Here is a 25,833-nt window from a genome sequence, read left to right as displayed (position 1 = left end):
CCTCCCGACAAGGATACAAATCCTAGCTGGTGTAGTCCTTGAGCGCAGCACCAGCAGCTGACCGAATGAAGCCATGGTCACTGGCCAGCACCATGGCGGTTGCGCCGAGATCGGACACGAAACCAAAATCGGCCTTGCTGGTGGGCAGCATCATCAGGGGAGTGTCGGCATCGCGCGCCATTGCGGCGACCCGGCCACTGATCTCGGCCACCTTGGTGGCAGCCTCGGGGTCAACGCCGAACGAGGCCGTCAGATCACCCCGACCGACGAAGATCGCATCGATGCCCTCGACCCGGGCGATGTCGCCAGCCTTGTCGATGGCGTGCTGGTCCTCGATCATGGCGACCACGGCAACCTGGGAATCCTGCTGCGCCATATGGCCGGTGGCGCCGACTTTGCCCCAGTTGCTGGCGCGGGTCAGGCCGGCAAAGCCACGCGTGCCACCAGCATAGCGGCTGGCCCGTACAATGGCCTTGGCCCGTTCGACCGAGGTGACATGGGGCACCATGATCCCCATGGCGCCGCAATCGAGCGCCGAGAGAATATTGGCATCGGTAAATTCAGGGATGCGCACCAGCGGCGCGATATTGGAGGCGCGGGCCGCCAGGATCATCAGGTCGGTCATGGCGCGGTCAAGCGGGGCATGCTCCTGGTCGATGATGATGAAGTCGTAGCCGATCGGCCCCAGCATCTCGATCACCTGGGTCGTCGGGAGTTTGAGAAACGTTCCGAACAGGCGCTGACGCTTCAGCAGGCGGTCACGGAACGACGTAAAGGCGGGGCGCGGCTCGGTCATGACTACTTCCTCTTTGCCGCTTCCTTGTAGCGGTGGAGCGGGTCGCTGCCCTGCCCGAACCCCGATCATTTCTTACCGCGAAACGCGGCCCTCCGTTTCTGTCGGCGAAACGCTCCGGCAATCCTGTTGCTCCCCGTACGATCGAATGCGAGCCCAAGAGCCTATATTTTTCAGGAGCCGAGGCTTGGCCGACCCCACCATCATCAGTTGCGCCGTGACCGGCAATATCACCACGCTCGAACAGACGCCTTATCTGCCTGTGACGCCCGAGCAGATCGCCAATGCGTGCCTTGATGCCGTACGGGCGGGCGCGGCAATCGTGCATATCCATGTCCGGCATCCCGACGGGCGGCCCAGCATGGAACTGGGGCACTATCGGGAGGTCGTGGAGCGCCTGCGTGCGGCTGATGAGGATGTCATCATCAACCTCACCACCGGCCCCGGTCAGCGCTTCATTCCCAGTTGGGACAATCCGAGCGTGGCGGCACCGGGGACCACTTTGATCCGGCCGGAGCCACGCGTCGAACATATCGCGGCCCTGCGGCCGGAGCTGTGCAGCCTCGATCTCAATACGATGTTCTCGGGCTCATCGGTGGTCATCAACACGCCCGACAATGTGGCTGTGATGGCTGACATCATCAGGGCGTCGGGCGTGCGGCCGGAGCTCGAAGTGTTCGACACTGGCGATATCCAACTGGCCAACCACTTCATTGAGCAGGGCCGACTCGACACGCCCGCCCTGTTCCAGATCGTGCTCGGGGTGCGCTATGGCGCCATCGCCACATCAGAAACGCTGACCTACATGCGCTCGCTGCTGCCCAGGGGCTCCCATTGGGGCGCCTTCGGGGTCGGACGCTGGGAATTTCCCATGCTGGCGCAGTCCTGGCTGCTGGGCGGCCATGTCCGCGTCGGGCTCGAGGACAATATCTATCTCGAAAAGGGCGTGCTGGCGGAAGGCAATGTGCCGCTGGTGCAGAAGGCGGTCCGCATCATCCGGGAGCTTGGCGGGACCATCGCGACGCCCGGCCAGGCGCGCGAAATTCTCAATCTCAAGCGGCAGGACCCCATTGCGGCCTGAACAGGCGAGGCCGTTCTGGCCTCGAGATTCAATGACTAAGGAGGCAGACATGTACGTGCAGAGCGATCCGCGATCTACCCTGGCCAGCGAGCCCAAACCCGCTACCCGGGTCCATGAGAGCTTTTTCGGCTCGCAGCTCGCCTTGTTCTACGAGACCGAGCCGCAGGCCAGCGACAGCAATGGCGAAACATGGATCAGCCGTGGCCAGAATTTCGTCGTGGCCTATAGCAAGGGCCAAGCGGGTGGCAGCTTCGCGCGGGTCGCGCAGCCCGACGAATATGCCCTCATCATTCCCGACCGGGAGACCAGCGTCGAAATCACCACCGCCGACGGCACGACGACCGTGCCGGGCTATTCCGTCGCCTTCATTCCACCGGGCGACAGCACGATAAAGCTGCTGACGGGCGGCACGATTGTTCGCCTGTTCACGCCGAAATCTGAAGACCTGGCGGCGGCAGCATCCAATGCCAAAGCCTTTGGCGGCGCCCATCCCAATGTACCGCCATTCGAGCCCTGGCCGGAGCCGCCGGGCGGATTGACGCTCAAATGGTATACGCTGGACGTGCCTGAGGATCCCAACCGGTTCGGCAGGATCTATCGCTGCACCACGTTCATGATCAACTATCTCACGCCGCGCAACGGCCCGCGCGCCCGCGACAAGGTCTCGCCGCATCACCATGACGATTTCGAGCAGTGCTCGCTGGCGCTGACCGGCGCCTTCACCCATCACCTCCGTTGGCCATGGACCACCAATATGAACACCTGGCGCGAGGACGAGCACCTGTTCTGCGGCTCTCCGTCGATCTGCGTCATACCGCCCCCCTCGATCCACACGACGACGGCCGAGGGGCCGGATGTGAATCAGTTGGTCGATATCTTCTCGCCGCCGCGCATGGACTTTTCGGCCAAGCCCGGCTGGGTGCTGAATGCCGACGACTATCCGATGCCGGAATAGAAAGACGCCGTGCGGCGGGCCTCAGGGCTCGCCGGCGGCCGGGATCGTGGCGCCCAGCGCCGGGTCGACGATCAGCACGACCTTGCCGATCTGCCGGTTCTCATCGAGGATCGCGTGGGCCTGTTGCACGTCGGAAAACGGCAATGCCTGATGAATGCGGGTGGTCATGCGCCCATCCGACAGCAGCGGCCAGACCCGATCGACCAGTTCCCGTGCCAGTCTGCCCTTATAAGCGGGCGGACGCGGCCGCAGCGTCGAGCCGGTGAGGGTCAGCCGCCGGCGCACCAGTTGGCGCAGGTCGACCTCGCCGGTCGCACCCTGGTGGCTGGCGATGAGGACCAGCCTGCCGTCGAAATCCAGCAGGTCGAGTTGCCGCTGCGTTGCCGGGCCGGCCTGGCCATCGAGGATGACATCGACGCCCTGCCCGGCGGTCAGTTGGCGGATTTCATCGTCCCAGGCGCCCTTGTAGTCGAAAGCAGCCGTGGCGCCCGTCGCCAGGCAGACGGTCCGCTTCTCTTCCGTTCCGGCAGTGGCGAAAACTTTCACCCCGCAAAGCTGGCTGGCGATCTGGATGCCGGCCAGGCCCACGCCGCTGGTGCCGCCCTGAACCAGCAGCGTTTCGCCGGGCTGGAGCCGGGCCAGCCAGACCAGGTTGTTCCAGGCGGTCATGTAGACTTCGGGCAGCGAGGCCGCTTCGATGAAGCTCAAGCCGCGGGGAACGGGCATGCATTGCTCGGCCGGCACCACGCAATATTCGGCATAGCCGCCGCCGTTAGCCAGGGCACAAACCGGCATGCGGGTCGCGAAAGCTTCAACGCCCGGTCCGATTTCCTGCACGATGCCGGCCACGTCCAGCCCGGGAATATCGCTTGCCCCGGCCGGCGGCGGGTAAAGGCCTCGGCGCTGCTGGATATCGGGGCGGTTCACCCCGGCGGCCACGACGCGGATCAGCACCTCGCCGGGGCCAGGCACCGGCCGCGGCCGCTCGACCAGCCGCAGCACTTCGGGGCCACCGGGCCGTTCGATCTCGACTACCTGCATGGAGCCCTGTCAATCCGACAACCCGACCAGCCGCGCCGGATTGGTCGCGACCATGGTGTGAACATCGACCTCGCTGAAGCCCAGCGCAAGGCAGAGCTTGATGGCCTGGCGCATGCCCTCGACGGGGGTTGGGCTATTCACCTGCCCCAGGTCGGAGCCAATCGAGGAATGGGCGACGCCGGCCGCCTCGATATGCTCCTTGAGCTCCTGCGGCGAATAATAATTAAAGCGCGAGTCGATATAGAGACCGGCCGACTGCTCGATCAGCGCGCCCAGCTGGGCCAGGTCCCTGATGTCGTCGTAGCTGAAATGCAGGCCATACATGGGGTGGTTCACCAGCAGCCGCTTGACGCCACGGCTGCGCGCCTCGTCGAAGAGCTTCCAGATTTCCCAGACATGGAGATGCCCCGACGACAGGATGACGTCGAATTCGGCGATCAGGTCGAGGATCTGCTTCACCTCGTCGAGGACATTGCCATAGCCGTCGACCGGCGACAAAGCCGGTGAATTCCGCAATTTCACGTTGGAGGCCAGGCGCACCTTGCCATGCGACGTCCGGATGTGGTTGGCCGCCTGGGCAGTGGGCATCCAGATCAGCTTGGCGCCCATTTTCAGCTGGGCATCCACGACGAAGGGATTGAGCCCGCCGGTGGAATTGTTGAGCACGACCCCGCTATACATATGGAAATCGGGCTTGCCGAGCAGGCGGTCCATCATCGGAATGACCGGCGCCACCGAATAATGGTGGTCCTTGAACAGCACGCCGCGCATCCCGGCAGCCGCCGCTTGCTCGGCCGCTTCCATATGGTCGAGCTGCCGCGGCATGGTGGAGGGGCCGGAATGGACATGCAGGTCCAAAGCGCCCTTGAGCAGCCTGTTGGCGGTCGCATCATCTATGCCGGCAATCAGCGTCCTGACCTGTTCCCGATTCTCGTTCAACTCTTCCGCCGAAGGCATGTGGCTTCTCCATCCGTGTTCGGCCTTGGCCTAAGATTGACTCCCGAATCCAACAACCTATAGTCCGGCATGTTTCGCTGCTCGGAACGCCGGCGGCGCGGCAGGGAAGGACCTCTCCATGGGCATTCGGGCGATCGAACGGGCGATGCACGTTCTGGAAGAACTGAACCTGCAGCCGTTCAACACGATTGCCCATCTCCACGCCAAGACGAAGCTGCCCAAACCGACCCTGGTGCGCATCCTCAAGACGCTGGAACAGGCGGGTTATGTGGAAAACGACGTCCGGCAGGGCGGCTACCAGGTCACCGCGCTCGTCACGTCGCTGAGTTCGGGCTTCCACAAGGGGCCACTGGTGGTCGAGGCGGGCCGAGCATGGGCGGTCGCCATCACTCGCCAGCACAAGTGGCCCATCGCGATTGCCCTGCCCGATCATGACGGCATGGTGGTGCGTTTCAGCACCGTTCCCGATAGCCCGATGTCGCCATTCCACAGCACGGTGAACCGCCGCCTCTGCATGCTCACGCGCGGACTGGGTCTGGCCTATATGGCCTTCCTCGAGACGGAGGAATTCGACCTGATCATCGACATCCTCAAGCGCTCGGACGATCCGGAAAACGCCCTCAGCCACCACCCCCGCGAGCTGGGCCGCATCGTCGAGCAGGTGCGCAATGCCGGATATGCCACCCGCTCCTCGCTGGTCGAGCCACGCAATTCCAACACGATTGCCGTGCCGATCATCAGCGAGAATGGCCGCGTGCTGGCGAGCCTGGGGCTCACCTATTTCAAATCGGCATTCGATTCCGAACAGGAAGCCTGCTCCCGCTACGTCCCCATCCTCAAGACCGCCGTCGCAGCCATTTCCGAGGACCTGTCACGCCTCTCCGCCAGCATTGCCGTGGACGTGAATACCAACGCCCTGGACTAGGTAGACGTTGACGGGTCCTACCGAAGTGACGCCCACCTTCACGTCATCCAGACTGGCTCGGCGATGTCCAGTGGGGCGATGGGGCGGCGGATCTTGCGGTAGGGGATTTTGGTGGGATCGGGGGGATAGGGGCCGCCGCAATTGACGTAAATGATGTCGGCCGCCAAGGGCGCGAAAGCGGTGTGGAAGTGGCTAGCCGATTTCACCACCACGACCTGCTTGGCCATGAGGTCTATACCCATGGCGGAAAACACCTGCGGGTGGAAAGTCTGAGCACGCTTGCTGGCAAGGACGAGATCGAGATTGCCGATCCGCACCGCCGCGGCAGCACCCAGCGACACCAGGCTTGCCTGGAAGGGGATGACGAGATCGTCCGTCAGCGCCGTAACCTCGACTTCCGCATCCACCGGCTGCCCGGAACTGGGCGCTGCCTTGCCGCCCAGCCGCATTTCGAGGCGAGCGCCTACGCCGGCCGCGGCGCAGAACGATACGGCCACCGGGTCCCACAGAGCACCCAGCGCCGATCTGGCCTCGGGACGGTCGAGCAATGCGTGGAGCAGGAATGTGCTGTCGCCCGCGACACCACCGCCGGGATTGTCCCAGCGATCCGCCAGGATCACCGGCCCGCGCGGCGCCGCCAGAGCTGCAGTCACCGCCTCGGCCGGGCCGGGCATATAGGGCATGCGGTTGGTTCCGAAGCCGAGAACGCGCTCTGCCAGCGTCTCGGCGATGCGCCGGCCGGTCTCCCGGTCGCCATCGGTTATGACGAGAATCTTGGTGCCGACATCGGCCATGTCCGCCGCGGGAAAACCATGCACCACCGAGAGGCTGAGCACGTCGCCGCGCTGCTCCATGGCCAGCATGTCGTCGACGAGCTCGCGGCCCGGACTGCGGCTGGTCATGAAATTGGCAATGGACCGGCAATCGAGCACGCTCATCACCGGGCGGATTTCACCTCTTGCCGCGCGCAGGGCCAGATCGACCATATCGTCGGCACGTTCGGCAAAATCGCTATGCGGCACTTCCTTGAAGGTCACGATGACCGTGCTGGCCTTGATCATGGCCTGGGTCAGGTGGCAATGCGGATCGAGCTCCACCCCGATCACCGCATCCGGCCCCACCAGCGCCCGCGCCCGGACTAGCAAGTCGCCCTCGCAGTCGTCATAGCCCTCGGCCATCATCGCCCCGTGCAGCCCGAACAGAGCCACCTGAACCGGCAGCGCTTGTGCCAGTTGATCGAGAATCTCGTCGCGCAGGCCTTCGTATGCGGCCCTGGAGACGAGGCCCGCCGGCTCTGCCCAGGTCGCCGTGCCCTCGATCAGGGTAAAGCTCTCTGTCCGTGCCCGCTTGCGCGCGGCGGTGAAGGCGGCCGAGCACAGGGTCGGCGTTTCCGGATGCTGCCCGGGCGGGGCATAAAAGCTATCTTCGAAGGCAGTTCTGTCAATGCGGATGGGCGAGAATGTATTGGTTTCCGTGGCCAGCGAAGCCACGAAGACACGCAGATCGGCCATGGGTCTATCCATCGCTGCGCCTGGACTGGATGCGCAAGTCCGCCAGGCTGTTCTTGGCCGCCCGCAGTTTTTCATGCATCTGCGGCCCGCCGCGCAGCGCTATGGCTGTGGTGATGATGTCGAGCAGCACGGCATGGGCCACGCGGGACACCATGGGCGCATAGATTTCGGTGTTCTCATGCGCATCGATGGCGAGCACGATATCGGATGCGTCCGACAAAGCCGTATCGGGCCGGGTGACGCTGACAACAGTGGAGCCGCATTCGCGCGCCTTGAGCGCCATGGCCTCGGTATCGCGCACCATGCCGGTATGGGAAAAACACAAAGCCACATCGCCCGGCCGCAGACTGGCCGCCGCCAGCCGCTGCAGGTGGGTATCGTCATAGGACACGACCGGAATGCCGAAGCGCATCAGCTTGTGCTGCGCCTCCATGGCGAGAATCCGCGCCGCGCCGGTGCCATAGCAATCAATCCGCGGTGCATTGGCCAGGATGTCGACCACCCGTTCCAGCGTCGCCTGGTCGATGGAGCGGCGCATGGCGGTGAGCGTATAGATGCTGGAATCCACCACCTTGTCGATGATGCGTTCCAGCGGATCGTCCGAGCCCACATCGCTATGCACGTAAGGCGTGCCAGAGACGATGCTCTGGCCGGTGCGCAGCTTGAGTTCGGGATAGCTGGCCAGCCCCATGGCACGCACGAAGCGCAGCACGGTCGGCTGGCTTACCCCCACAGTCTCGGCCAGCGAAGCGATCGACATGCGAATGATCTTGTCGGGTTCCTGCAGCACGAAATCGGCCACCCGCCGCTCCGAAGGCGACAATTCCGACTTGCGCGCGGCGAGCACTTCGAGAAAGCGCTCTTCTCCGCCCTCGAGGGCTTCCATCGCGGTCATTGGCGTCCTCCGTTCAATCGATTGCGAAGAGAGCTTCTACCTCGATACAGGCCCCCAAAGGCAAGGTTGCCACGCCGATCGTGGTCCGGCTATGCCGGCCCGCTTCCCCCATGATCTCGACGATCATATCAGAAGCCCCGTTCATTGCCGCGCCCGGCATGGTGAAGTCGGGCTCGGCATTGACGAAGCCGCCCAGCCGGATGCAGGAACGCAGCCGATCGAGCGATCCCAGCGCCATACGCGCCTGGGCCAGAACCTGCAGCAGGCAGAGCTTCGCAGCCGCATAACCATCGGTTTCGGTAATTTTACTCCCTAACTTGCCCTTATAGGCTTGGGACAGCTTCCCATCCGGGCCGACACAGAGCTGCCCGGAGACATAGAGCAGCTTGCCCTCGATGCGGAATGGCACGTAATTACCTTTGGATACAGCGACTTCCGGCAGGGCATAGCCAAGCTCAACTATGCGAGATTCGAGATTGTGAGCTGACGTCATGGATGTGATGCTTGCCTTCGAATGGAATGGAACTGAACGCGGTTACGACCATGGAAACGGGACGGTTCTGCGTTGACGCGTCGATTTGTGTAGTTTATCTACATCCCCATGGCTTGGCAATGCCGGCCCCATCATTTCCAGACCATCGGCGGACAGATCAGATGTCTTCAACTCATCCCGTCCCGGCCTCGATCGACACGATCACCGGGCAGAAAAGGCTCGAACTCGCGCACTTTCCGACGCCACTCGAAGCAGCTCCACGCCTGGCGGCCCATGCGGGGCTGGCCGAACTCTTCATCAAGCGAGAGGATATGAGCGGCTATGCCCTGGGCGGCAACAAGCTGCGGCAGATCGATTTCATCCTGGCCGAGGCGCTGGACCAGGGCGCCGACATGGTGATCACGACGGCGGGCAGCCAGTCTAATTTCTGCCGCTCGCTGGCCGGTGCGGCGGCCAAGCTGGGCCTTGGCTGTCACCTGCATTTGCGCGCCAAGATGGGCACGGACCATGTCGGCAATCTGCTGCTAGACGACATTTTCGGCGCCAAGGTCACCTTCACCGAGAAAACCGACCCTTGGGACCCCGCCATTCGCGCCGAACTGGATGAAATTGGCCAGAGCTACGAAGCGGCCGGCCGCAAACCCTATATCGCACAACTGACCGGCAGCAGTGCCACGCTGGGCATTGCCGGCTGGGTTTCGGGGGCGGCGGAACTCATGGACGATTTCCGCAAGATCGGCCGGCAGCCCGATGCCATAGTGGTGGTCTGCGGCTCGGGTCTCACCGCCGGTGGGCTGGCGCTTGGCCTCAAGCATCTGGGCGCCACGACGCGCGTCGTGGGCGTCAGCGCACAGCAGCCGGAGGCGCGGCTGCGGCAATGGATCGTGGAAACGGCCAATGCGGCGACGACGGAGCTGGGTTTTGCCACCCGCCTCGCGCCGAATGATTTCGACATTCTCGACGACAAGATCGGGCCAGGCTATGGCATACCCTCGCCGGCTAGCATCGAGGCGGTGCGGCAGGCCGGGCGGCTTGCCGGGCTGGTGCTCGATCCGGTCTATACCGGCAAGGGCATGGCGGCGCTGCTCGCGGAGGGTGATGGCGGAATGCTGACCGGGAAAAGCGTGGTTTTCCTCCATTCGGGCGGCACGCCGGGCCTGTTCACCCATGCCGCCGCCTTCGATACGGACGCCCGGCCTTGAGCGGGCCGGCAAAGCTGGCCGTAGAGTTGGACCGGCCCGGTCGGCACTTTGGCGAACTTTTCATTCCCCATTCGCATGATCGGTCGGCCTATGGCCGGCTGAGCGTGCCGGTTATCGTGATCAAAGGTGGTGCAGGCCCGACCCTGCTGGCCACGGCCGGCGTACATGGCGATGAATATGAGGGCCAGATGGCCCTGCTGCACGCGACGCAGGAACTGGATCCCAAAAAACTGTCCGGCCGGCTTATCCTGGTACCGGTGGCCAACCCGCCGGCGTCCGAGGCGGGGCGGCGCACCTCGCCGATCGATGGCGGTAACCTGGCGCGCAGCTTTCCGGGCCGGGCAGATGGCTCGCTGACCGAGCAACTGGCCGAGGGCATCCATCGCCTGTTGTTGCCGCTGGCCGATGCACTGTTCGATTTTCACAGCGGCGGCTCGACGCTCGAGTACCTGCCCTGCGCCTTCGGTCGCCTGCCTGCCGATGCGGCACTGGCCGGACGCGTGCTGGCGCTGATGACGGCCTTCGGCGCCCCCGACACTATCGTTATGACCCGGCCTGAAGCCAGCGCCACGCTGGTCTCGGCCGCACTCGACAGGGGCATTGCGGCCATGGCGACTGAACTTGCGGGTGGTGGTGGCGTGACCGCTTCCAGCGTCAATCTGGCGCGTGCCGGGCTCGGCAATGTGCTCGCCCATCTCGGCATGCTGGAGCAATCGGCGCGCGATAATCCGACGCGCCTGCTGGGCGTCACACCCAGCCATTTCCTGCGCGCTCCAGGCAAGGGCTTATTCGAACCAGCCGTGATGCTAGGCGAGAAGGTGCAGGCGGGACAGGTGGCGGGCTGGCTGTGGAATGCCGAACGTCCGGAACTGGCGCCCGAGGTGCTGCACAGTCCCGCCGATGGCGTGGTCGTGTGCCGTCGCGTGCCGGCGAATTGTGCCAAGGCCGATGTGCTACTGCACCTGGCCGCGCCAATAACGACAGAGCAATTGCTGGGCAAATAAAAGGGAGGCTTTCGCCTCCCTTTCGTCATGAGGTCAGGCCGCCGGCAGCAGCGGTTCGACGCGGGCGACCAGGTCGTCCATCGCCTGCTGCGGCGTCTTCATGCCGAGCAAGGCCGCTTCGGCTTCTTCCTTGAAATAGTCTGCGGCGCGGGCAGCTTCGTCGAAAGCCGGCAGCGGCACGCGCGACACGGCCAGCACCTGACGCTCGGCAGCGGCATAGGGCAGCTTCTCGACGATACGCGGATCGTCATAGGTCGAGTTGCGTATCGGACCATTGCCGTTGAGCGCGGCCGCCACCGTGGACTCCTTGGCCGACATGGATTTGATGAACTGCCAGGCTAGGTCTTTGTTCTGGCTGTTCTTGGGAATGGCCATGCTCCAGAACTCGACCTTGGCCGGGGCCACTTCGTATTTGCCCAGCAATTCTTCGGCCACGGGGAAGTAAGTGGTCTTGATCTGGCCGGCCGTCTGGGACTTTTCCGGGTCGTTATAGAGGCCGTTGCGGCTCATCGAGCTCATGGCCATGGCGGCGCGGCCGGTCTGCATCCAGGTATTGGCGTCTTCCGCCTTCATGCCCACCAGGTTCCGCGGCACCGCACCGGCATCGTAGAGTTCCTTGATAGCGGTGAGCGCCTTCACCATGGCCGGCGAATTGGCGACGACCTTGAAGTCCTGGGTGATGAAATCGGCATCCCAGGCACGAGCGAAGGCGATGACTTCGGGATAGGCCACGCCTGGCAGGATGAAGCCGACGGCCGGCGTGCCATCCGGACGGGTGCCGGTGCAGCGCTTGGCAATGTCAATGAACTCTTCGATGGTCTTGGGCGGCGCTTCTACGCCGAATTCCTTGAAGATCGCCTCATTGTAATGCAGGCCCGTCGAGGCATGCCGGAACGGCACGGCGAATAGCTGGCCGCCAAAGGTGACCGCTTCCACCAGACCAGGGAAGATATCGTCGAAATCTTCAATCGGATCGCTTTCGAGATAGGCATCCAGCGGTTCGAACAGCGAGGTGACGCGCGGCGTGGCATAGGTATTGAGCAGGAAAGCCACGTCGACGGTGGACTGGCCCAGCGATGCCTCGCGGAAGACGCGATCATGCAGCGGGCCGGTTTCGAAGGTAACCCAATTGACCGCGCTGCCGGTCGCCGCAGTGAATGCGGCAGTTACGTCGCCGCCGGCGGCGCCCAGCGATACGTTCTGCATGACGCGGTGGGCGAACACATTGAGGTCCGCACCCTGGGCAAAGCTGACGCCGCCGAACATGGGCAGCGCGCAGCCTGCCGCCGATCCGGCGAGAAAATGTCTTCTCGTTATACGCATGGGTTTCTCCTTGTTGCGCCGCGCAATGCCCCTGGCCCCGCGTACGCTGCTCCCTTGATGACGTTTGTAGCATAATTACACAATCTGGCGAAAATCAACCAGATTTGCGCGTTGACAGAGTCATTCTTTTAATTTTACTACAACTCACCGGCCAAGCCGGATCGGTTTTCCCAGGAGGTGCCATGTCCAGTCCGGCCCCGCGTCGTCAATCTCGCGTCAAGGCGGCATTGCCTGCTCTGTTCATGGTTGGCCCTGTGCAGCTCATGGTCATTTCCATGATCTTCATCCCGGTTCTGTTCGTGGCCTGGCTGAGTTTCAACGAATCCTCCTTCGGCCAGGCACCGGTCTTCGTCGGCTGGCAGAACTATGTGCAGGTGCTGAGCGATCCCTATTTCTGGCGCTCCATGACCAATACGGTCATCGTCGTGCTGATCGTGGTGCATCTGGAACTGCTGCTGGGGCTGGGTGTAGCCTTGCTTTTTGCCAGCGGGGTGCCCATGCGGCCGCTGCTGCTCGCGGCGGTTCTGGCGCCCTATGCCGTCAGCGAAATCAGCGCCGTGGTGATGTGGCGCTACCTGTTCGATCTCGATGTGGGCTTTGCCACGCAATTGCTCACATTCCTGGGTCTGCCCGCGCTGGAATGGTCCATCAATCCGCTGCACGGACTGATTCTAGTGGCCCTGCTCAGCATTTGGCTGCACCTGCCCTTCACCTTCGTCATTCTCTATGCGGCGCGGCTGGCCATTCCCAATGACCTCTACGAGGCCGCTGGCGTCGACGGCGCTACCCCATTCCAGAAATTCCGGCGCATCACCCTGCCGCTGCTGATGCCGGCCATGCTGATCGCCATGCTGTTCCGCTACATCTTCGCCTTCCGCCTGTTCTCGGAAGTGTGGCTGTTGACTGGAGGCGGGCCGGCTCGGCAGACCGAAGTGCTGGCCGTCTACCTCTATCTCGAGGCCTTCCGCTACAACGCCTTCGGCGAAGCGGCCGCCACCGGCTGGCTGCTCGTGCTCGCGTCGCTGGGCTTGGCGATGTTCTACCTGCGCCGTCTCTACAAGGAGATGTTTGCCGCAAATGCCTAAGCTCGTCACAAACCTGCTCAAGACGCTTTCCGTCGCCGTGGTGCTGATCTGGTCGCTGGTACCGATCCTGATGATCGTGGTGTCCTCGTTCAAGGCCGACCGCGACATCTTTGCCGCGCCGCCGCGCCTGTTTTTCGAGCCGACCTTCAACAACTACCTGACGCTGTGGACCAATTGGGGTGACTTCTTCCACGGGCTGATCAACAGCGCGATCATAACCATCGGCGCGACGGTGCTGGCCGTCGTCACCAGCGCGCTGGCCGGCTACGCCTATTCGCGCTTCCGCAATCCGCTGCTGTCCTTCAGCGCGTTCTTTCTGATCTTCATCCGGCTGATCCCGCCCATCGTCATCACCCTGCCGCTGTTTCCGGCGGTCAACATGCTGCGCCTCAACGACACGCACATCCTGCTGATGGTGCTCTATGCGACCTTCTTCGTGTCGCTGGGCACGCTGGTCATGCGCACCTTCATGGATCAGATTCCGCGCGAGCTGGACGAGGCCGCCCATATCGACGGGGCGACCCGCATGCAGATTCTGCGCCGGATCATCTTTCCGCTCTCGGCCCAGGGCATGGTGGCGGTGGCCGTCTTCGTCATCGTCTTCGCCTGGAACGAGTTCCTCTTCGCCTTCATCTTCACCACCACCAATGCCAAGACCGCACCGCTGGTGATCTCGGAAATGTACGGCGCTGTTGAAGGCGTGGAATGGGGCGTGCTGTTCGCGGCCTCCACCGTGCAACTGCTGCCCGTGCTGATCTTCGTCATTCTCGCTCAAAAGCACCTGGTGGCCGGCCTCACCGCCGGCGCGACCAAGGGCTAGGCCGCCATATCGACCAAGGAGTTTTGTTTCATGCGTCCCAATCTGCGCAGCGGCGCTGCCGATGATGCGGCCTTGAGCCGGTTCGACCCCCTGCCCCGCATCATCTGCCTCGATGATTTCGACTGCGGCTTCTGCGGCTGGACGCAACTGGTCGGCAATTACGAGGAAGATCTCGACGCCATGCTGCCGGGCTATGCCCAGCACAGCGCGCCCATGCTCTCCACCATCGGCAGTTGGGATTCGGGCTCGCATGGTGGCGTCGATGGTGACTACGTGCTGAAGGTCGCGACCGCCCCGCGGGCCGGCGCGCAGAATGTCGCGATCAAGAGGCTGACCTTCCGCAAGGCAGGCCCGATCCGCCTCGAAGCCTATGTGACGTTCAAGCCCGAGGCGAACGAGCTCAAGCTCTCCGAGACCGATATCCGCTCCTTCGGCTTCCTGTTCGACCTGCAAGGCAGCGACACTTCAGGGCCGGTCAGCGAGCGCGTCATGCCGCATATGCGCTTCCTCAATGCCAAGGATGGCGAGCATGTGCAGAAGTGGCAGTTCAAGCGCCAGGCCGTGCCCATCGTCCCCATTGGCAACGACAACAAGACCATCTCGCATTATCACTTGGCGCCCGATGGCTGGGAGGACCTCGAAGGGGGCGGACAGCGCCTGTGCTACAACGAAATCCCCACCAAGGTGAACTGGCACTATATCCGCTTCGATTTCGATCTTGCCGCGATGCAGTGCACGCATTTCCAGTGCAATGACCGCGTCTTCGACGTCTCCGGTTTCGACTCCCTCCGCATTCCGGCGATGAAGAACCTCTGGTGCATGCTGAACGTCGCTTTCTTCGCCGAGACGGATACCGACAAGCGCGCCTTCGTCTATCTCGACTCCGTCTGCCTTTCGGGGGACTTCTGATGCGCATGAGCACTACCGCAATCGTCACACGGAACGTGGACTGGTCCGACGCCGCAACCAGCGAACCCTATGAGGCTGGCTGGGCCGAAACCGCCGTGATCTTCGTGCGGGCCCTCAAGCCGCCGGTCGGCAAGCCCGGCCGCGCCCATGTCGAAATCTCCCCCGACGGTATGCGCTGGGTGCGCGAAGGCACCAGTTTCGAGCTGCCGGCCGAACGCGACGCCATTGCCTTCGCTCGGGTCAGCCAGTTCGGCAACTGGCTACGCCTCGCCTGCGACTTCGATGAAGGCAGTTCCCTGCGGGTTCTCGTCACCCTCCATCTCAAGAGCTGAACGATAACCATGGCTTACACACCTCTTGTCATTCGCGAGGTCCGCATCCACCCCCTGCGCGTCCGCCTGCCCAAGGCCCAGAAGACTTCGCAAGCGCTGTGGGAGGCACTCGAAATCGTCGTGGTCGAGGTCGAGACCAGCGATGGCATTGTCGGCATCGGCGAGGCACTGGCCCGCAGTGGTGCCGCCGGTTATGCACGCTTCATCACCGATGCATTGGTGCCGCGCCTGATCGGCCAGGACGCACAGGACCGGCGGCGGCTTTGGAAGCTCATGCGGTCCACCCTGACCGGACGGCCCGGCGGGCAGATCGTCGAGGCCATCGCGGCCATCGACATCGCGCTCTGGGATATTGCCGGCAAGGCGGCCGGCGTGCCGGTGCACAAGCTGCTAGGCGGCATGGGGCGCGAGCGCGTACGCGCCTATGCGTCATCCATCAACTGGCTGGACGATGCGACCGTGGAGGCGGAAGTCGCCCATGTGCTCAAGCTCGGCTTCCGTGAGATCAAGGTGAAACTCGGCCGCGATGTGCCCGAGGCCATCGAACGGGCGCGCCTGGTGCGCCGGCTGGCGCCCGATGCCCTCCTCGGTGTCGACGCCAATTGGGCTTATGACCTGCCCGAGGCCCTGCAGGTCGGCCGTGCCCTGGCTGATCTCGGCTATGATTTCTTCGAAGAGCCGATCGTGCCGCAGGACCGGGAGGGGTATCGCCAATTGGCGCGACATCTGCCCATTCGCGTCGCGGCGGGCGAGAGCGACTTCGTCGCCGGCGAGGCGCTGGATTCCCTGTCTGACCGCAGTCTGGGCATGATCCAGCCCGACGTGACCCGGTCTGGCGGCATCACCGAAACCTGGCGGATCGCCGAACTGGCTGCAGCCCACCATGTCGCCTATGCGCCGCATGTCGGCTGGTCGGGCGGCATCTGCGTGGCGGCGAGCCTGCATCTGGCGGCGGCGGCCGAAAGTTTCCGCACCTTCGAATGCATGGTGTTCGACAATCCGCTGCGCACCGCGCTGTGCCAGCCGCTGGTCGGCGATTCCACGCAATTGGAGGACGGGCAGGTGCTCGTGCCCCAGTCACCCGGCCTGGGCGTCAGCCTCGACCAACAGATTCTGCGCAGTCATCTCATCGCCTAGCTAGGCCCGGAGTTTGCCATGTCATCCGTTTCGCTCAGGAACGTCACCAAATCCTTTGGCACCACCCAGATCATCAAGGGTGTCGATGTGGATATTGCCGATGGCGAATTCGTCATTCTCATCGGCCCGTCGGGCTGCGGCAAGTCCACCCTGCTGCGCATGATCGCGGGGCTCGAGGAAATCAGCTCCGGCGACGTGATCATCGGGGATCGCGTGGTCAACGAGGTCGCCTCCAAGGATCGCGATATCGCCATGGTGTTCCAGAGCTACGCGCTCTATCCGCACCTGACCGTGCGCGAGAATATGGGGTTCTCACTCTCCCTGCGTAAGGCTCCGAAGGCCGAGACCGATCAGCGTGTCAATGCCGCCGCGGAGACGCTGGGGCTCGAGCATCTGCTTGATCGCTATCCCCGCCAGCTCTCGGGCGGGCAGCGCCAGCGCGTCGCCATGGGCCGCGCTATCGTGCGCGATCCGCAGGTCTTTCTGTTCGACGAGCCGCTCTCCAACCTCGATGCCAAGCTGCGCGTGCAGATGCGTGTCGAGATCAAGGCGCTGCATCAACGCCTGCGCACCACCACGATCTATGTAACGCACGACCAGATCGAGGCCATGACCATGGCCGACAAAATCGTCGTGCTCAAGGACGGGCTGGTCGAACAGGTCGGGCCACCGCTCGACCTCTACGATGCGCCGGCCAATGTCTTCGTCGCGCAGTTCATCGGCAGCCCGGCCATGAATATCCTGGAGGGCGCGCTGACCGAAGATGGCGTGCAGCACGGCGAAATCTTCCTGCCGGTGCCCGATGCCCTGCGCCAGCGCGCCGGCGCGCTCAGCGCCGTACATTATGGCATCAGGCCCGAGCATCTGGTGCTGGCCGATAGCGGGATTCCCATTAACGCCGACGTGGTGGAACCCACGGGCTCGGACACGGTAATCTTCGGCAGGCTGGGTGACACCCCAATCGTGGTCAATATCCGTGACCGCGTCGACATCGCGGCAGGCTCGCGCATTTTCGTCCAGCCGGTCATGGATAAGGTGCACCTCTTCGACAAGGCAACGACCCGCCGCATCTGATGCCTCGCCTTTGCCCGGCGCCGACTGCGCCGGGTTAGTGAACCCTCACCGTATCGCGCAGCCAGGTTCTGAAATTTCGGAAACGGGCCGAGCGCAGTTTCAGTTCGGCGAACATGAAGGTGTAATGTTCATGCACCGTTTCTTCCGTGAACAAGGCGATCAGGCGGCCTGACGCGATTTCTTCCCGCACCAGCGACAGGCGGACAATGGCGATGCCCAGGCCTTCGGCTGCACCGGTGAGTTCGAGACCCGGGCTTTCAAAGTCGATGCAGCGCGCCACGGAAAAGACGCGCTGGGCGCGTTCGCCCAGCCAGCGCTCCCAGTTCCGGACATATTCCGCTGACCGCAGCAGCGTATGATGTTCCAGGTCGTCGGGCGTGCGCAGGGGTGGCGCTTCCTTCAGGTAGGCGGGACTGCAGACCGGCGACAGGTCAGCATCGGCGAGGATGTCGATGATGAAGCCGGGCTTTGGCTTCGGACTGATGGCAATCGCCCCGTCCGGCGCCACGATATTGTCGGCGCTGGCCACGAAATTCACGGCCATATCGGGATGCCGAGCATAGAGCCCTCCGAGGGTGGGCATGACATATTTCTGCAGGAACATGCGCGGCGCCGCGATGATCAGCGGCCCGCGATCAGCATCGGCCGATACGGTTCTTGTTGCCTCACGGACCTCGCCCAAAGCGGCATGGATCTTGGCCCAATAGGCTTCGCCGGCAGCCGTGAAGGCCATGCGGCGGTGAGCGCGCTCGAACAGCTTGATCCCTAGGAATGTCTCGAGGTTGTTCACCTGCCGGCTGACCGCGCCGGGCGTCAGATGCAGCTCTTCGGCGGCCTTGGCCACGCTGAGACGGCGCCCGACGGCCTCGAAAACGGGCAGCGCCGTCATCGGCGGCAGAATGCGGCCCGACCGCTCAATCACTTTCCCGTTCCTCCCGGTAAATGCCTTGACCGAAAGGTAGACAATGATTGAGAAAAACTCAATCGTGTGCAGAAAGAATGCCTTTTTTGCCCTGAGCCGAAGCCCTATTCGTCCCGGCAATACGACCCATAGGGGCATCAAGGGAGGATGACGTGAAGAGCCTATTATCCGTAGCCATCGGCGGGAGCCTGCTGGCCGCAACATCGCTGGTCGCTATCCAGACATCGGCGGCCGAACTCAAGGTTGGCCTGGCGGCCATCGCCACGTCGGCCGACCCGCATTTCCACCGCGCCGGCTTCAACTTCGACCTGCGCGAGAATATTTCGGACGCCCTGGCCTATGCGAATGGCGTCGATGGCGCGCTCGAGCCCCGCCTCGCCAGTGCCTGGGAAATCATCGACGACACGACCTGGTCGCTGACGCTGGAGGCCAATGCCAAATTCGGCGACGGCAATGCGCTGGGCGCCGACGACGTTATCTATTCGCTCTGCCGCGTCCGCAACGTGCCCGAAAGCCCGGGCCTCTATTCCAGTTTCATCTCGACCATTGCCAGCGTGAGTGATGCCGGCGACGGCAAGGTGACCATCACCACCAAGGCGCCCGATCCCAACCTGATGCGCAGCCTGAGCAATATCGGCATCGTGGAAAACCCGACCGGCCTCACCCTGGCCTATGACGAGGAAACCTGCGGCAACGACAACTGGCTCAATACCAACGGCTTCAACGACGGCAGCATTTCGGCCGGTATCGGCCACTATACGGTCAAGACTTTCACGCCGGACGTGGAGATCGTGCTGGAAAAGAATGCCGGCTATTACGGCACGGCAGCGGGCTATGACACGGTGACCATCAAGTCGCTGCCCGACAACAGCGCCCGTATCGCAGCCCTGTTGGGCGGATCGGTCGATGTCATCAATGCAGTGCCGATCAACGGCCTCGACAGCATCACTGCCGATGACCGCTTCTATCTCGCCTCGGCCCCCTCGACGCTGCTGATCTTCCTGCTGGCCGACCAGGGCCAGGAAACCACGCCCAAGGTCACCGGCACCGACGGCAAGAATCCCTATCTCGACCCGCTGGTCCGCCAGGCGCTGAACCTGGCCATCAACCGCGACGAGATTGCCGAAGTGGTGATGGGCGGCATGGCACAGCCCGCCAGCCAGCTGATCGTCGGTGGCGTTTTCGGGCACAATCCGGCCATCAAGCCCTATCTCTACAACCCCGACCGGGCCCGCGAACTACTGGCGGAAGCCGGCTATCCCGATGGGTTCGGGCTGACGCTCACCGCGCCTTCCGACCGCTATGTCAACGGCGCCCAGGTGGCCCAGGCCGTCGCGGCCATGCTTACCCAGATCGGGCTCGACGTGACGCTCGAGACATTCCCCAAGAGCGTCTATTTCGAAAAGGCCAGCGCCTACGAATATAGCCTCTATCTGGGTGGCGCCGCGGCGGATACCGGCGAAGGGCTGAGCCTGATGCTCAACCTGGCCGCAACCCGCGACACCGAAAAGGGCGAAGGCGGAGCCAACCGTGGCCGTTACTCCAATCCTGTCACCGACGACCTGCTGCACCAGGCGCAGCGGACGCTGGACGATGCGGAACGCGAGGCGCTGATCGGCCAGGCTTCAGCCCAGGTCTACGAAGACAATGGCTATGTGCCGCTCTATCACGAGTTCGGCGTGTGGGCCGTGGGCAACGGCGTCTATTTCGAGCCCAACGCCAACCTCACCAATATCTTCTATACCGCTCACCCCCAGCAGTGAGTGTGTCGGACAAGGCGGTCTCCCCCGCCTTGTCCTCTCCCCAAGAGAGTTCCGGGACATGGGTACTGAATTCAACGACGCCCTGTCGTCGCAGTTCGATTTTCGTGGACTGCGCGAGGCCTTCGCCCCGCAGGCGATGTATCAGGCGTTTCTAGACATCGAAAAGGCCGTAGCCCTGGCTCAGGGTGAGCTGGGCATCATCCCGGCGGCTTCGGCCGATGTCATTGCCAGCCATTGCCACCACGATCATCTCGATCCGGCGCGGCTCGATGCCGACTATCGTACGACGCGCCATCCCCTGATGCCGCTCATCAACGAGCTGGTACGGCTGTGCGGCCCGGTTCATGGCGGCTATGTCCATTGGGGCATCACCACGCAAAATGTGATCCAGACCGGCCTGCTGCTGCTGGCGCATCGCGCCCAGGGCACGCTGGACGGATTGCTGCGCGATATCCTTTCCCATCTGGGCCGCCTGGCCCGCGCCCATGCCGCCACGCCGATGGCCGGACGCACCCACTATCGCCATGCCGTGCCGATCACCTTCGGCTTCAAGGCCGCCGTGTGGATCGAGGAATTGTTGCAGGCCGCCGACCGCCTTGCCGAAGCCCGGCAGCGTTGCTTTACCGTGATGGCAGGCGGCGCCGTGGGCTGCTATTCGGCGCTTGGCGCCATTGGCCCCGAATTCCAGTCTCGCGTCGCCGCCCGCCTGGGCATGGGCGAAATGGCTGTCCCGTCACGCGCCATCCGCACCCATATATGCGAATACGTGAATGCGCTGAGCCTCTTGGCCTCGGTCTGCCACCGCATTGCCGAGGAGGTCTACCAGACCTCCTCGGAGGAATATGGCGAACTGAGCGAGAAGCGGCTCGAAGGCTCAATCGGTTCGTCCACCATGCCGCAAAAGATCAATCCCGTGCATTGCTATGGCATCATCGCCAACAGCAACCGGCTCTACAGCCTGGCGGGGATGCTGATGGCCTCGGCCCATCGCCCGTACGAATCCGATGGCAGCACCAACCAGTTGTTCGAGGATGGACTGGTGGATGTCATCGCCGCGATCTCGGATGTCCTGGTCCGCACCGAAGCACTGACGCGCGACCTTGATCTCGATACGCTGCGCATGCGCGAAAATCTCGAGTTGTCGCATGGCGCCATCTTCGGCGAATACGCCATGATGCGGCTCGGGGAAACGCTGGGCAAGCACAAAGGGCACGAACTGGTGCATGAGGCAGCGGTCGCCGCAGCCACCGGCAAGGGCGCGTTTCTCGATGAAGTCGCCCTTCTGCCGGGTGGCGCCGCGGTGAGCGCCGAGATCCAGACCAAGCTCACCCAGGACGGGGCCAACGGCATCTGCAAGGAATATGCGCTGCATTACGGTGCGCTGGTCGAGCATATCGGGACCGGTCCGTTCCCCACGGTCGAGCAGCGCTCGATCGGCGCCTATCTCAGGTCGGCGGCGCAATGATCTCGTTCATCCTCCGGCGGCTGCTGCAGAGCCTTGTCGTGGTGCTGGTGCTTTCGCTGGTGCTGTTCGTCGGCCTCTGGCTCATCGGCAATCCGGTCGATGTGCTGATCTCCTCGGAAGCGACGGAAGCCGACCGGCTTGCCGCCATGAAGGCGCTGGGGCTCGACCGGCCGATCTGGGAGCAATACCTGGTCTTTCTCGGCAATGCCGTGCAGGGCGATTGGGGCACCTCCTTCGTCTACAAGGAGCCGGTGACGCGCATCCTGATGCAGCGCCTGCCCGCCAGTATCGAACTGGCGCTGGTGGCTTTCGTCATCGCCATCGGTTTCGCTATTCCCGCCGGGCTCTATGCGGGGCTCCGGCCGCAGTCCCGGCTCGGTCGCGCCTTCATGAGTTTCTCGCTGATCGGCGTCAGCATTCCCACCTTCTGGCAGGGCATGCTGCTCATTGTGGCCTTCGGCATCATGATGCCCATCCTGCCGGTCGGTGACCGGGGCGAGGTGGCGACCCATTTCGGCATTACCAGCAGCCTCTGGACGCTGGATGGCTGGTGGCACGTGGTTCTGCCCGCCTTCAGCCTGGCCCTGCTCAAACTGAGCCTGTTGATCCGCGTGACGCGGACCGCCACGCTGGAAATCACCCGTCTCGACTACGTCAAATTCGCCCATGCCAAGGGCGTGCGGACCTGGCGCGTGGTGTTCGTCCATATCCTGCGCAATGCCATGGTGCCGCTCATCACGGTCATCGGCATCGAACTGGGCAACCTCTTGGCCTATGGCGTGATCACCGAGACGGTCTTTTCCTGGCCGGGACTGGGCAAGCTCCTCATCAATTCAATCAAGGTGCTGGACCGCCCCATGATCGTCGCGCAGCTGACCTATACCGCGCTCCTCTTCATCGCCATCAACTTCCTCGTCGATGTCCTGCATATGACGATCGATCCGCGCGTGCGGGCCGCCATGGGACGGCGCAACACATGAGCCGGGCCAGCCTTACCGAATTCGCCGGGCGTTTTGCGGAAAGCCGCGTCGGGCTTGCCAGCCTCGCAGTCACGCTTTTCTTCGTGTTCTGCGCGCTGTTCGCGCCCCTGCTGTCGCCGACCGATCCCTACGACCTGTCGCGGCTCGAACTGATCGATGCGCTCAAGCCCATGGGATCGCCCCAGGTGCTGCCCGGCGAGGAATTCCGCGCCAATTTCACCGTCACCGATGGCGTCGCAGAACCGGCGGGGGATGTCGGCGATCTCACCACGGCATCCTGCGGCGAGCGCTGCATCGCGGTCCGGCTGGACAGTGCCGAAACCGAGCTGGCCAGCCTGCAGATCCGCTCTTTGCCGAGAGGCATGAATGTAGAAGGCGCCAGCAAACATCCTGTGCAGCCCTGGTGGACGGTCAATGATCCGGAAGCCAACGGCGTCCGCATTATTTCGGACGAGCCGTTCCCCGCCGCCTTCGGTTTCAGCGTTATCGCCAAGACCGCAGAACAGCCCACCGATTTCGTCTTCGTGGCCGGCACGGACGCTTTTGGCCGGGACATGTTGTCGGCCATCCTCTACGGCATTCGCATCAGCATTTTCGTGGGCGTGCTGGCGGCGGGCTCGGCCATGGTCATCGGCACCGGGCTCGGCCTGCTGGCAGCCTGGCGTGGCGGCGCAACCGACGCCATGATCATGCGCACCGTCGATTTCATGCTCAGTTTTCCCTCAATCCTGGTTGGGCTCTCGATCCTCGCCGTGCTCGGCAGCGGCGTCGATAAGGTCATCATGGCGGTGGTGCTGGTGCAGTGGTGCTACTACGCCCGTACCTCGCGTTCGCTGGCGCTCAGCGAGCTCAACAAGGAATATGTCGAGGCGGCCCGCTGCCTGCGCCTGCCGGCATGGCGCATTATGCTGCGCCATGTCCTGCCCAATTGCATGCCGCAGATCATCGTGCTGTTCACCCTCAATATCGCCGCGGCGATTTCGCTGGAATCCTCGCTGAGCTTCCTGGGCGTGGGCCTGCCGCTCACCCAGCCGTCGCTCGGCATGCTCATCGCCAATGGCTATGAGTTCATCTTCTCGCAGAAATACTGGATCAGCTTCGGCCCCGGCCTGGTGCTGTTGCTGATGATCGTGGCGATGAACCTGCTGGGTGATCGACTGCGCGACCTCAACAATCCGCGGTTCGACCGATGAGCGAAACATTCTTTGAAGTTGCGGGCCTCAATACCTGGTTCTTCACCCGGGCCGGCACGTTCAAATCGGTGCGCGACGTGTCGTTCTCGCTGCGCCGCGGCGAAGTGCTGGGCATTGTCGGGGAATCTGGGTCCGGCAAGTCGGTGACCGGCATGTCGATCATGGGCCAGGTCGATGAGCCGGGCCGGATCGTTTCGGGCTCGATACAGCTCGATGGCGAGGAGCTGACCACGCTCAGCTTCGACCAGATGCGCCACTATCGCGGCCGCCGCATCGCCATGGTCTTCCAGAACCCGCTGATGACGCTCAACCCGCTGATGCGCATCCGCGACCAGATGTTCGAAGCGATCAGCGAGCATGAAAGCATGCCCCAGGCCGAGATGCAGTCCCGCTGCATCGATGCCTTGCGGTCGGTAGGCATTCCGTCGCCCGAAGACCGGCTTTCGGCCTATCCGCACGAATTATCGGGCGGCATGCGCCAGCGCGTGGTAATCGCCATTGCCCTGCTGCTGAACCCCGACCTCATCATCGCCGACGAGCCCACCACGGCGCTCGATGTGACCATCCAGGCCCAGATCATCCACCAGATGCGGCGCCAGATCGATGAGCGCGGCCTCGGCATGATCTGGATCACCCATGACCTGGCGACGCTGTCCGAACTCGCCGATCGTATCCTGGTCATGTATGCCGGCGCCATGATGGAAACCGGCACGACGGCCGATATCATCGGCTCGCCGCGCCATCCCTACACCCGCAAGCTGCTTGAATCTGTCCCCTCGCTCAACGTGCCGGGGGAGAAGCTCCGGCAGATCCGCGGCAGCATGCCCTCCCTGCTCTCGCTTGGCGCCGGCTGTCCCTTTAGGGATCGCTGTGAATTCGCGACCGAGGCTTGCGCCGAGATCGTGCCGGAGCGCGTGTTCTCCCCGACGCACCGCGTATGGTGCCACCACCCGATCGAGGATGAGCGATGAGCCAACCTGTCTTCGAAGCCCGTGATGTATCGCGCATCTTCGAGCCGGCACAAGGCGCGTTGCAGCGGCTTGGCGATCGTCTCGCCGGCCGGCAGCCGCCGCTGGTGCGGGCGGTCGATCGCGTCACGCTCAGTGTATCGGAAGGGGAAACGCTGGGCATTGTCGGCGAGTCGGGCTGCGGCAAGTCTACGCTGGCGCGGATGATTGCCGGCATCCTGCCCGTATCGGGCGGCGAGCGACGGTATCGCGGCGAGGACTATGACAGCTTCCTGGCCCGCAAGCGCGATGCGCTCAAAGTGCAGATGGTGTTCCAGGACCCCATGTCATCGCTCAATCCACGCCTCAGGGTTGGCGAGATCATCGGGGAAGCGGCGGCGCTGCATGGGGTGGTGCCGCGCGCGCAGATCAGGAACCATGTCGCCGAGACCCTGAGCCGGGTCGGCCTGCCCGCCGATACGATCAGCCGCTATCCGCACGAATTCTCGGGTGGTCAGCGGCAGCGCGTTGGCATTGCGCGCGCCCTCGCCGTCAAGCCGGACCTGCTGGTCTGCGACGAGGCCGTCGCGGCGCTCGACGTTTCGGTGCAGGCGCAGATCATCAACCTGCTGATGGACATTAAGCGGGATAGCGGGCTGTCGATGATCTTCATCAGCCATGACCTGGGTCTGATCCGGCACCTCTGCGATCGGGTGGCGGTGATGTATCTGGGGCGCGTGGTCGAGCTGGCCGGCACCGAGGAACTGTTCTCCAACCCGACCCATCCCTATACGCAGATGTTGCTAGCCGGCATGCCGCAGATTTCCCTGAAAAGGCGTGCCTTCATGCCGATCAAGGGCGAAATCCCCTCCCCGCTCGCTCCGCCGTCCGGCTGCCATTTCCACCCGCGTTGCCTTGCGGCCACCGACCATTGCAGCACCAGGCGCCCCGAACTTGTCGAGTTGGTTCCCGGACATACCCATGCCTGCCTGAATGCCGGCCTGACGCAGAACTAGCCTCGGCTCT

Annotated in this window: 25 protein-coding genes; 17 read left to right on the top strand and 8 right to left on the bottom strand. The window is 63.5% G+C overall.

Annotation, left to right across the window (positions count from 1 at the left end; all coding sequences use genetic code 11):
- Positions 1-22: 22 nt before the first annotated feature.
- On the bottom strand, positions 23-796 hold the full coding sequence (locus FPZ08_RS20200) for an HpcH/HpaI aldolase family protein (protein ID WP_186767103.1): 774 nt from the start codon (positions 794-796) through the stop codon (positions 23-25).
- A 184-nt stretch (positions 797-980) separates the two neighbouring features.
- On the opposite strand from FPZ08_RS20200, the gene FPZ08_RS20195 reads away from it, so the two are divergent.
- Both FPZ08_RS20195 and FPZ08_RS20190 read left to right on the top strand, forming a co-directional pair.
- Positions 981-1,874: a beta-keto acid cleavage family enzyme gene (locus tag FPZ08_RS20195; protein ID WP_210246832.1), complete on the top strand. Its 894-nt coding sequence runs from the start codon at positions 981-983 to the stop codon at positions 1,872-1,874.
- 31 nt (positions 1,875-1,905) lie between these two features.
- A complete protein-coding gene (locus FPZ08_RS20190) occupies positions 1,906-2,829 on the top strand; it encodes a cupin domain-containing protein (protein ID WP_246132735.1) in 924 nt (307 codons plus the stop codon).
- A gap of 21 nt (positions 2,830-2,850) precedes the next feature.
- Here FPZ08_RS20190 and FPZ08_RS20185 read toward each other — a convergent pair whose 3' ends face one another.
- Both FPZ08_RS20185 and FPZ08_RS20180 read right to left on the bottom strand, forming a co-directional pair.
- Positions 2,851-3,870 (bottom strand): NAD(P)H-quinone oxidoreductase, encoded by a 1,020-nt coding sequence (locus tag FPZ08_RS20185; protein WP_146292285.1) that lies wholly within the window; start codon positions 3,868-3,870, stop codon positions 2,851-2,853.
- A gap of 9 nt (positions 3,871-3,879) precedes the next feature.
- Positions 3,880-4,827 (bottom strand): DUF6282 family protein, encoded by a 948-nt coding sequence (locus tag FPZ08_RS20180; RefSeq protein WP_146292283.1) that lies wholly within the window; start codon positions 4,825-4,827, stop codon positions 3,880-3,882.
- 118 nt (positions 4,828-4,945) lie between these two features.
- On the opposite strand from FPZ08_RS20180, the gene FPZ08_RS20175 reads away from it, so the two are divergent.
- Entirely contained in the window at positions 4,946-5,752 is an 807-nt protein-coding gene (locus tag FPZ08_RS20175; RefSeq protein WP_146292281.1) for a DNA-binding transcriptional regulator, read from the top strand.
- Between the two features lie 38 nt (positions 5,753-5,790).
- Here FPZ08_RS20175 and FPZ08_RS20170 read toward each other — a convergent pair whose 3' ends face one another.
- Genes FPZ08_RS20170 through FPZ08_RS20160 form a run of 3 tightly spaced genes read right to left on the bottom strand, consistent with a single transcriptional unit; the run spans position 5,791 to position 8,651 of the window.
- Positions 5,791-7,254 carry a M81 family metallopeptidase gene (locus FPZ08_RS20170; protein WP_186767331.1) on the bottom strand — a complete coding sequence of 488 codons (1,464 nt, stop codon included), beginning with the start codon at positions 7,252-7,254 and terminating at the stop codon, positions 5,791-5,793.
- Between the two features lie 13 nt (positions 7,255-7,267).
- Entirely contained in the window at positions 7,268-8,158 is an 891-nt protein-coding gene (locus FPZ08_RS20165) for an SIS domain-containing protein (RefSeq protein WP_146292277.1), read from the bottom strand.
- 13 nt (positions 8,159-8,171) lie between these two features.
- Entirely contained in the window at positions 8,172-8,651 is a 480-nt protein-coding gene (locus FPZ08_RS20160; protein WP_146292275.1) for a RidA family protein, read from the bottom strand.
- A gap of 161 nt (positions 8,652-8,812) precedes the next feature.
- Between FPZ08_RS20160 and FPZ08_RS20155 the strand changes: the two genes are divergently transcribed.
- Both FPZ08_RS20155 and FPZ08_RS20150 read left to right on the top strand, forming a co-directional pair.
- On the top strand, positions 8,813-9,853 hold the full coding sequence (locus tag FPZ08_RS20155; protein ID WP_186767102.1) for a pyridoxal-phosphate dependent enzyme: 1,041 nt from the start codon (positions 8,813-8,815) through the stop codon (positions 9,851-9,853).
- Positions 9,850-10,857, top strand: coding sequence for a succinylglutamate desuccinylase/aspartoacylase family protein (locus tag FPZ08_RS20150; RefSeq protein ID WP_146292271.1), 1,008 nt, complete (start codon positions 9,850-9,852; stop codon positions 10,855-10,857). The genes FPZ08_RS20155 and FPZ08_RS20150 overlap by 4 nt, the downstream gene beginning before the upstream one ends.
- Before the next feature lie 33 nt (positions 10,858-10,890).
- Here the strand turns inward: FPZ08_RS20150 and FPZ08_RS20145 are convergent, their stop codons facing one another.
- The gene (locus FPZ08_RS20145; RefSeq protein ID WP_146292269.1) at positions 10,891-12,180 is read right to left on the bottom strand and encodes an ABC transporter substrate-binding protein; all 1,290 of its coding nucleotides are present in this window, start codon (positions 12,178-12,180) and stop codon (positions 10,891-10,893) included.
- A gap of 182 nt (positions 12,181-12,362) precedes the next feature.
- On the opposite strand from FPZ08_RS20145, the gene FPZ08_RS20140 reads away from it, so the two are divergent.
- The 6 genes from FPZ08_RS20140 to FPZ08_RS20115 are packed head-to-tail and all read left to right on the top strand — an operon-like array spanning position 12,363 to position 17,537.
- The gene (locus FPZ08_RS20140) at positions 12,363-13,265 is read left to right on the top strand and encodes a carbohydrate ABC transporter permease (RefSeq protein ID WP_246132734.1); all 903 of its coding nucleotides are present in this window, start codon (positions 12,363-12,365) and stop codon (positions 13,263-13,265) included.
- On the top strand, positions 13,258-14,085 hold the full coding sequence (locus FPZ08_RS20135; protein WP_146292267.1) for a carbohydrate ABC transporter permease: 828 nt from the start codon (positions 13,258-13,260) through the stop codon (positions 14,083-14,085). The genes FPZ08_RS20140 and FPZ08_RS20135 overlap by 8 nt, the downstream gene beginning before the upstream one ends.
- Positions 14,086-14,115: 30 nt before the next feature.
- A complete protein-coding gene (locus FPZ08_RS20130; protein WP_146292265.1) occupies positions 14,116-14,994 on the top strand; it encodes a DUF6772 family protein in 879 nt (292 codons plus the stop codon).
- A gap of 5 nt (positions 14,995-14,999) precedes the next feature.
- Positions 15,000-15,326: a hypothetical protein gene (locus FPZ08_RS20125; protein WP_246132733.1), complete on the top strand. Its 327-nt coding sequence runs from the start codon at positions 15,000-15,002 to the stop codon at positions 15,324-15,326.
- Between the two features lie 9 nt (positions 15,327-15,335).
- Positions 15,336-16,463, top strand: a complete 1,128-nt coding sequence (locus FPZ08_RS20120; RefSeq protein ID WP_146292263.1) for a mandelate racemase/muconate lactonizing enzyme family protein — start codon at positions 15,336-15,338, stop codon at positions 16,461-16,463.
- A gap of 18 nt (positions 16,464-16,481) precedes the next feature.
- A complete protein-coding gene (locus FPZ08_RS20115) occupies positions 16,482-17,537 on the top strand; it encodes an ABC transporter ATP-binding protein (RefSeq protein ID WP_146292261.1) in 1,056 nt (351 codons plus the stop codon).
- A gap of 34 nt (positions 17,538-17,571) precedes the next feature.
- On the opposite strand, the gene FPZ08_RS20110 is transcribed toward FPZ08_RS20115, so the two are convergent.
- A complete protein-coding gene (locus FPZ08_RS20110; protein ID WP_186767101.1) occupies positions 17,572-18,459 on the bottom strand; it encodes a LysR substrate-binding domain-containing protein in 888 nt (295 codons plus the stop codon).
- Positions 18,460-18,611: 152 nt separating this feature from the next.
- Between FPZ08_RS20110 and FPZ08_RS20105 the strand changes: the two genes are divergently transcribed.
- Genes FPZ08_RS20105 through FPZ08_RS20080 form a run of 6 tightly spaced genes read left to right on the top strand, consistent with a single transcriptional unit; the run spans position 18,612 to position 25,823 of the window.
- Complete coding sequence (locus tag FPZ08_RS20105) at positions 18,612-20,222, top strand: ABC transporter substrate-binding protein (protein ID WP_246132732.1); 1,611 nt, start codon at positions 18,612-18,614, stop codon at positions 20,220-20,222.
- Between the two features lie 58 nt (positions 20,223-20,280).
- A complete protein-coding gene (locus tag FPZ08_RS20100; RefSeq protein WP_186767100.1) occupies positions 20,281-21,687 on the top strand; it encodes a class-II fumarase/aspartase family protein in 1,407 nt (468 codons plus the stop codon).
- Entirely contained in the window at positions 21,684-22,667 is a 984-nt protein-coding gene (locus tag FPZ08_RS20095) for an ABC transporter permease (protein WP_146292255.1), read from the top strand. The genes FPZ08_RS20100 and FPZ08_RS20095 overlap by 4 nt, the downstream gene beginning before the upstream one ends.
- Positions 22,664-23,860, top strand: a complete 1,197-nt coding sequence (locus FPZ08_RS20090; protein WP_146292253.1) for an ABC transporter permease — start codon at positions 22,664-22,666, stop codon at positions 23,858-23,860. Before FPZ08_RS20095 ends, FPZ08_RS20090 begins: the two co-directional genes overlap by 4 nt.
- On the top strand, positions 23,857-24,831 hold the full coding sequence (locus tag FPZ08_RS20085; RefSeq protein WP_146292251.1) for an ABC transporter ATP-binding protein: 975 nt from the start codon (positions 23,857-23,859) through the stop codon (positions 24,829-24,831). The genes FPZ08_RS20090 and FPZ08_RS20085 overlap by 4 nt, the downstream gene beginning before the upstream one ends.
- On the top strand, positions 24,828-25,823 hold the full coding sequence (locus tag FPZ08_RS20080) for an ABC transporter ATP-binding protein (protein ID WP_146292249.1): 996 nt from the start codon (positions 24,828-24,830) through the stop codon (positions 25,821-25,823). Before FPZ08_RS20085 ends, FPZ08_RS20080 begins: the two co-directional genes overlap by 4 nt.
- Positions 25,824-25,833: the final 10 nt, after the last annotated feature.

The sequence above is a fragment of the Devosia ginsengisoli genome (assembly GCF_007859655.1).
GTDB lineage: Bacteria > Pseudomonadota > Alphaproteobacteria > Rhizobiales > Devosiaceae > Devosia > Devosia ginsengisoli.
This window is presented reverse-complemented; position numbering and strand designations above follow the sequence as displayed.

What these genes read in the sequence shown, in the direction of transcription:
- FPZ08_RS20200 (WP_186767103.1), bottom strand. Translation starts at nt 796, where the DNA reads ATGACCGAGCCGCGCCCCGCCTTTACGTCGTTCCGTGACCGCCTGCTG.
- FPZ08_RS20190 (WP_246132735.1), top strand. Translation starts at nt 1,906, where the DNA reads ATGACTAAGGAGGCAGACATGTACGTGCAGAGCGATCCGCGATCTACC.
- FPZ08_RS20185 (WP_146292285.1), bottom strand. Translation starts at nt 3,870, where the DNA reads ATGCAGGTAGTCGAGATCGAACGGCCCGGTGGCCCCGAAGTGCTGCGG.
- FPZ08_RS20180 (WP_146292283.1), bottom strand. Translation starts at nt 4,827, where the DNA reads ATGCCTTCGGCGGAAGAGTTGAACGAGAATCGGGAACAGGTCAGGACG.
- FPZ08_RS20175 (WP_146292281.1), top strand. Translation starts at nt 4,946, where the DNA reads ATGGGCATTCGGGCGATCGAACGGGCGATGCACGTTCTGGAAGAACTG.
- FPZ08_RS20165 (WP_146292277.1), bottom strand. Translation starts at nt 8,158, where the DNA reads ATGACCGCGATGGAAGCCCTCGAGGGCGGAGAAGAGCGCTTTCTCGAA.
- FPZ08_RS20160 (WP_146292275.1), bottom strand. Translation starts at nt 8,651, where the DNA reads ATGACGTCAGCTCACAATCTCGAATCTCGCATAGTTGAGCTTGGCTAT.
- FPZ08_RS20155 (WP_186767102.1), top strand. Translation starts at nt 8,813, where the DNA reads ATGTCTTCAACTCATCCCGTCCCGGCCTCGATCGACACGATCACCGGG.
- FPZ08_RS20145 (WP_146292269.1), bottom strand. Translation starts at nt 12,180, where the DNA reads ATGCGTATAACGAGAAGACATTTTCTCGCCGGATCGGCGGCAGGCTGC.
- FPZ08_RS20140 (WP_246132734.1), top strand. Translation starts at nt 12,363, where the DNA reads ATGTCCAGTCCGGCCCCGCGTCGTCAATCTCGCGTCAAGGCGGCATTG.
- FPZ08_RS20135 (WP_146292267.1), top strand. Translation starts at nt 13,258, where the DNA reads ATGCCTAAGCTCGTCACAAACCTGCTCAAGACGCTTTCCGTCGCCGTG.
- FPZ08_RS20130 (WP_146292265.1), top strand. Translation starts at nt 14,116, where the DNA reads ATGCGTCCCAATCTGCGCAGCGGCGCTGCCGATGATGCGGCCTTGAGC.
- FPZ08_RS20125 (WP_246132733.1), top strand. Translation starts at nt 15,000, where the DNA reads ATGAGCACTACCGCAATCGTCACACGGAACGTGGACTGGTCCGACGCC.
- FPZ08_RS20120 (WP_146292263.1), top strand. Translation starts at nt 15,336, where the DNA reads ATGGCTTACACACCTCTTGTCATTCGCGAGGTCCGCATCCACCCCCTG.
- FPZ08_RS20115 (WP_146292261.1), top strand. Translation starts at nt 16,482, where the DNA reads ATGTCATCCGTTTCGCTCAGGAACGTCACCAAATCCTTTGGCACCACC.
- FPZ08_RS20100 (WP_186767100.1), top strand. Translation starts at nt 20,281, where the DNA reads ATGGGTACTGAATTCAACGACGCCCTGTCGTCGCAGTTCGATTTTCGT.
- FPZ08_RS20095 (WP_146292255.1), top strand. Translation starts at nt 21,684, where the DNA reads ATGATCTCGTTCATCCTCCGGCGGCTGCTGCAGAGCCTTGTCGTGGTG.
- FPZ08_RS20090 (WP_146292253.1), top strand. Translation starts at nt 22,664, where the DNA reads ATGAGCCGGGCCAGCCTTACCGAATTCGCCGGGCGTTTTGCGGAAAGC.
- FPZ08_RS20085 (WP_146292251.1), top strand. Translation starts at nt 23,857, where the DNA reads ATGAGCGAAACATTCTTTGAAGTTGCGGGCCTCAATACCTGGTTCTTC.
- FPZ08_RS20080 (WP_146292249.1), top strand. Translation starts at nt 24,828, where the DNA reads ATGAGCCAACCTGTCTTCGAAGCCCGTGATGTATCGCGCATCTTCGAG.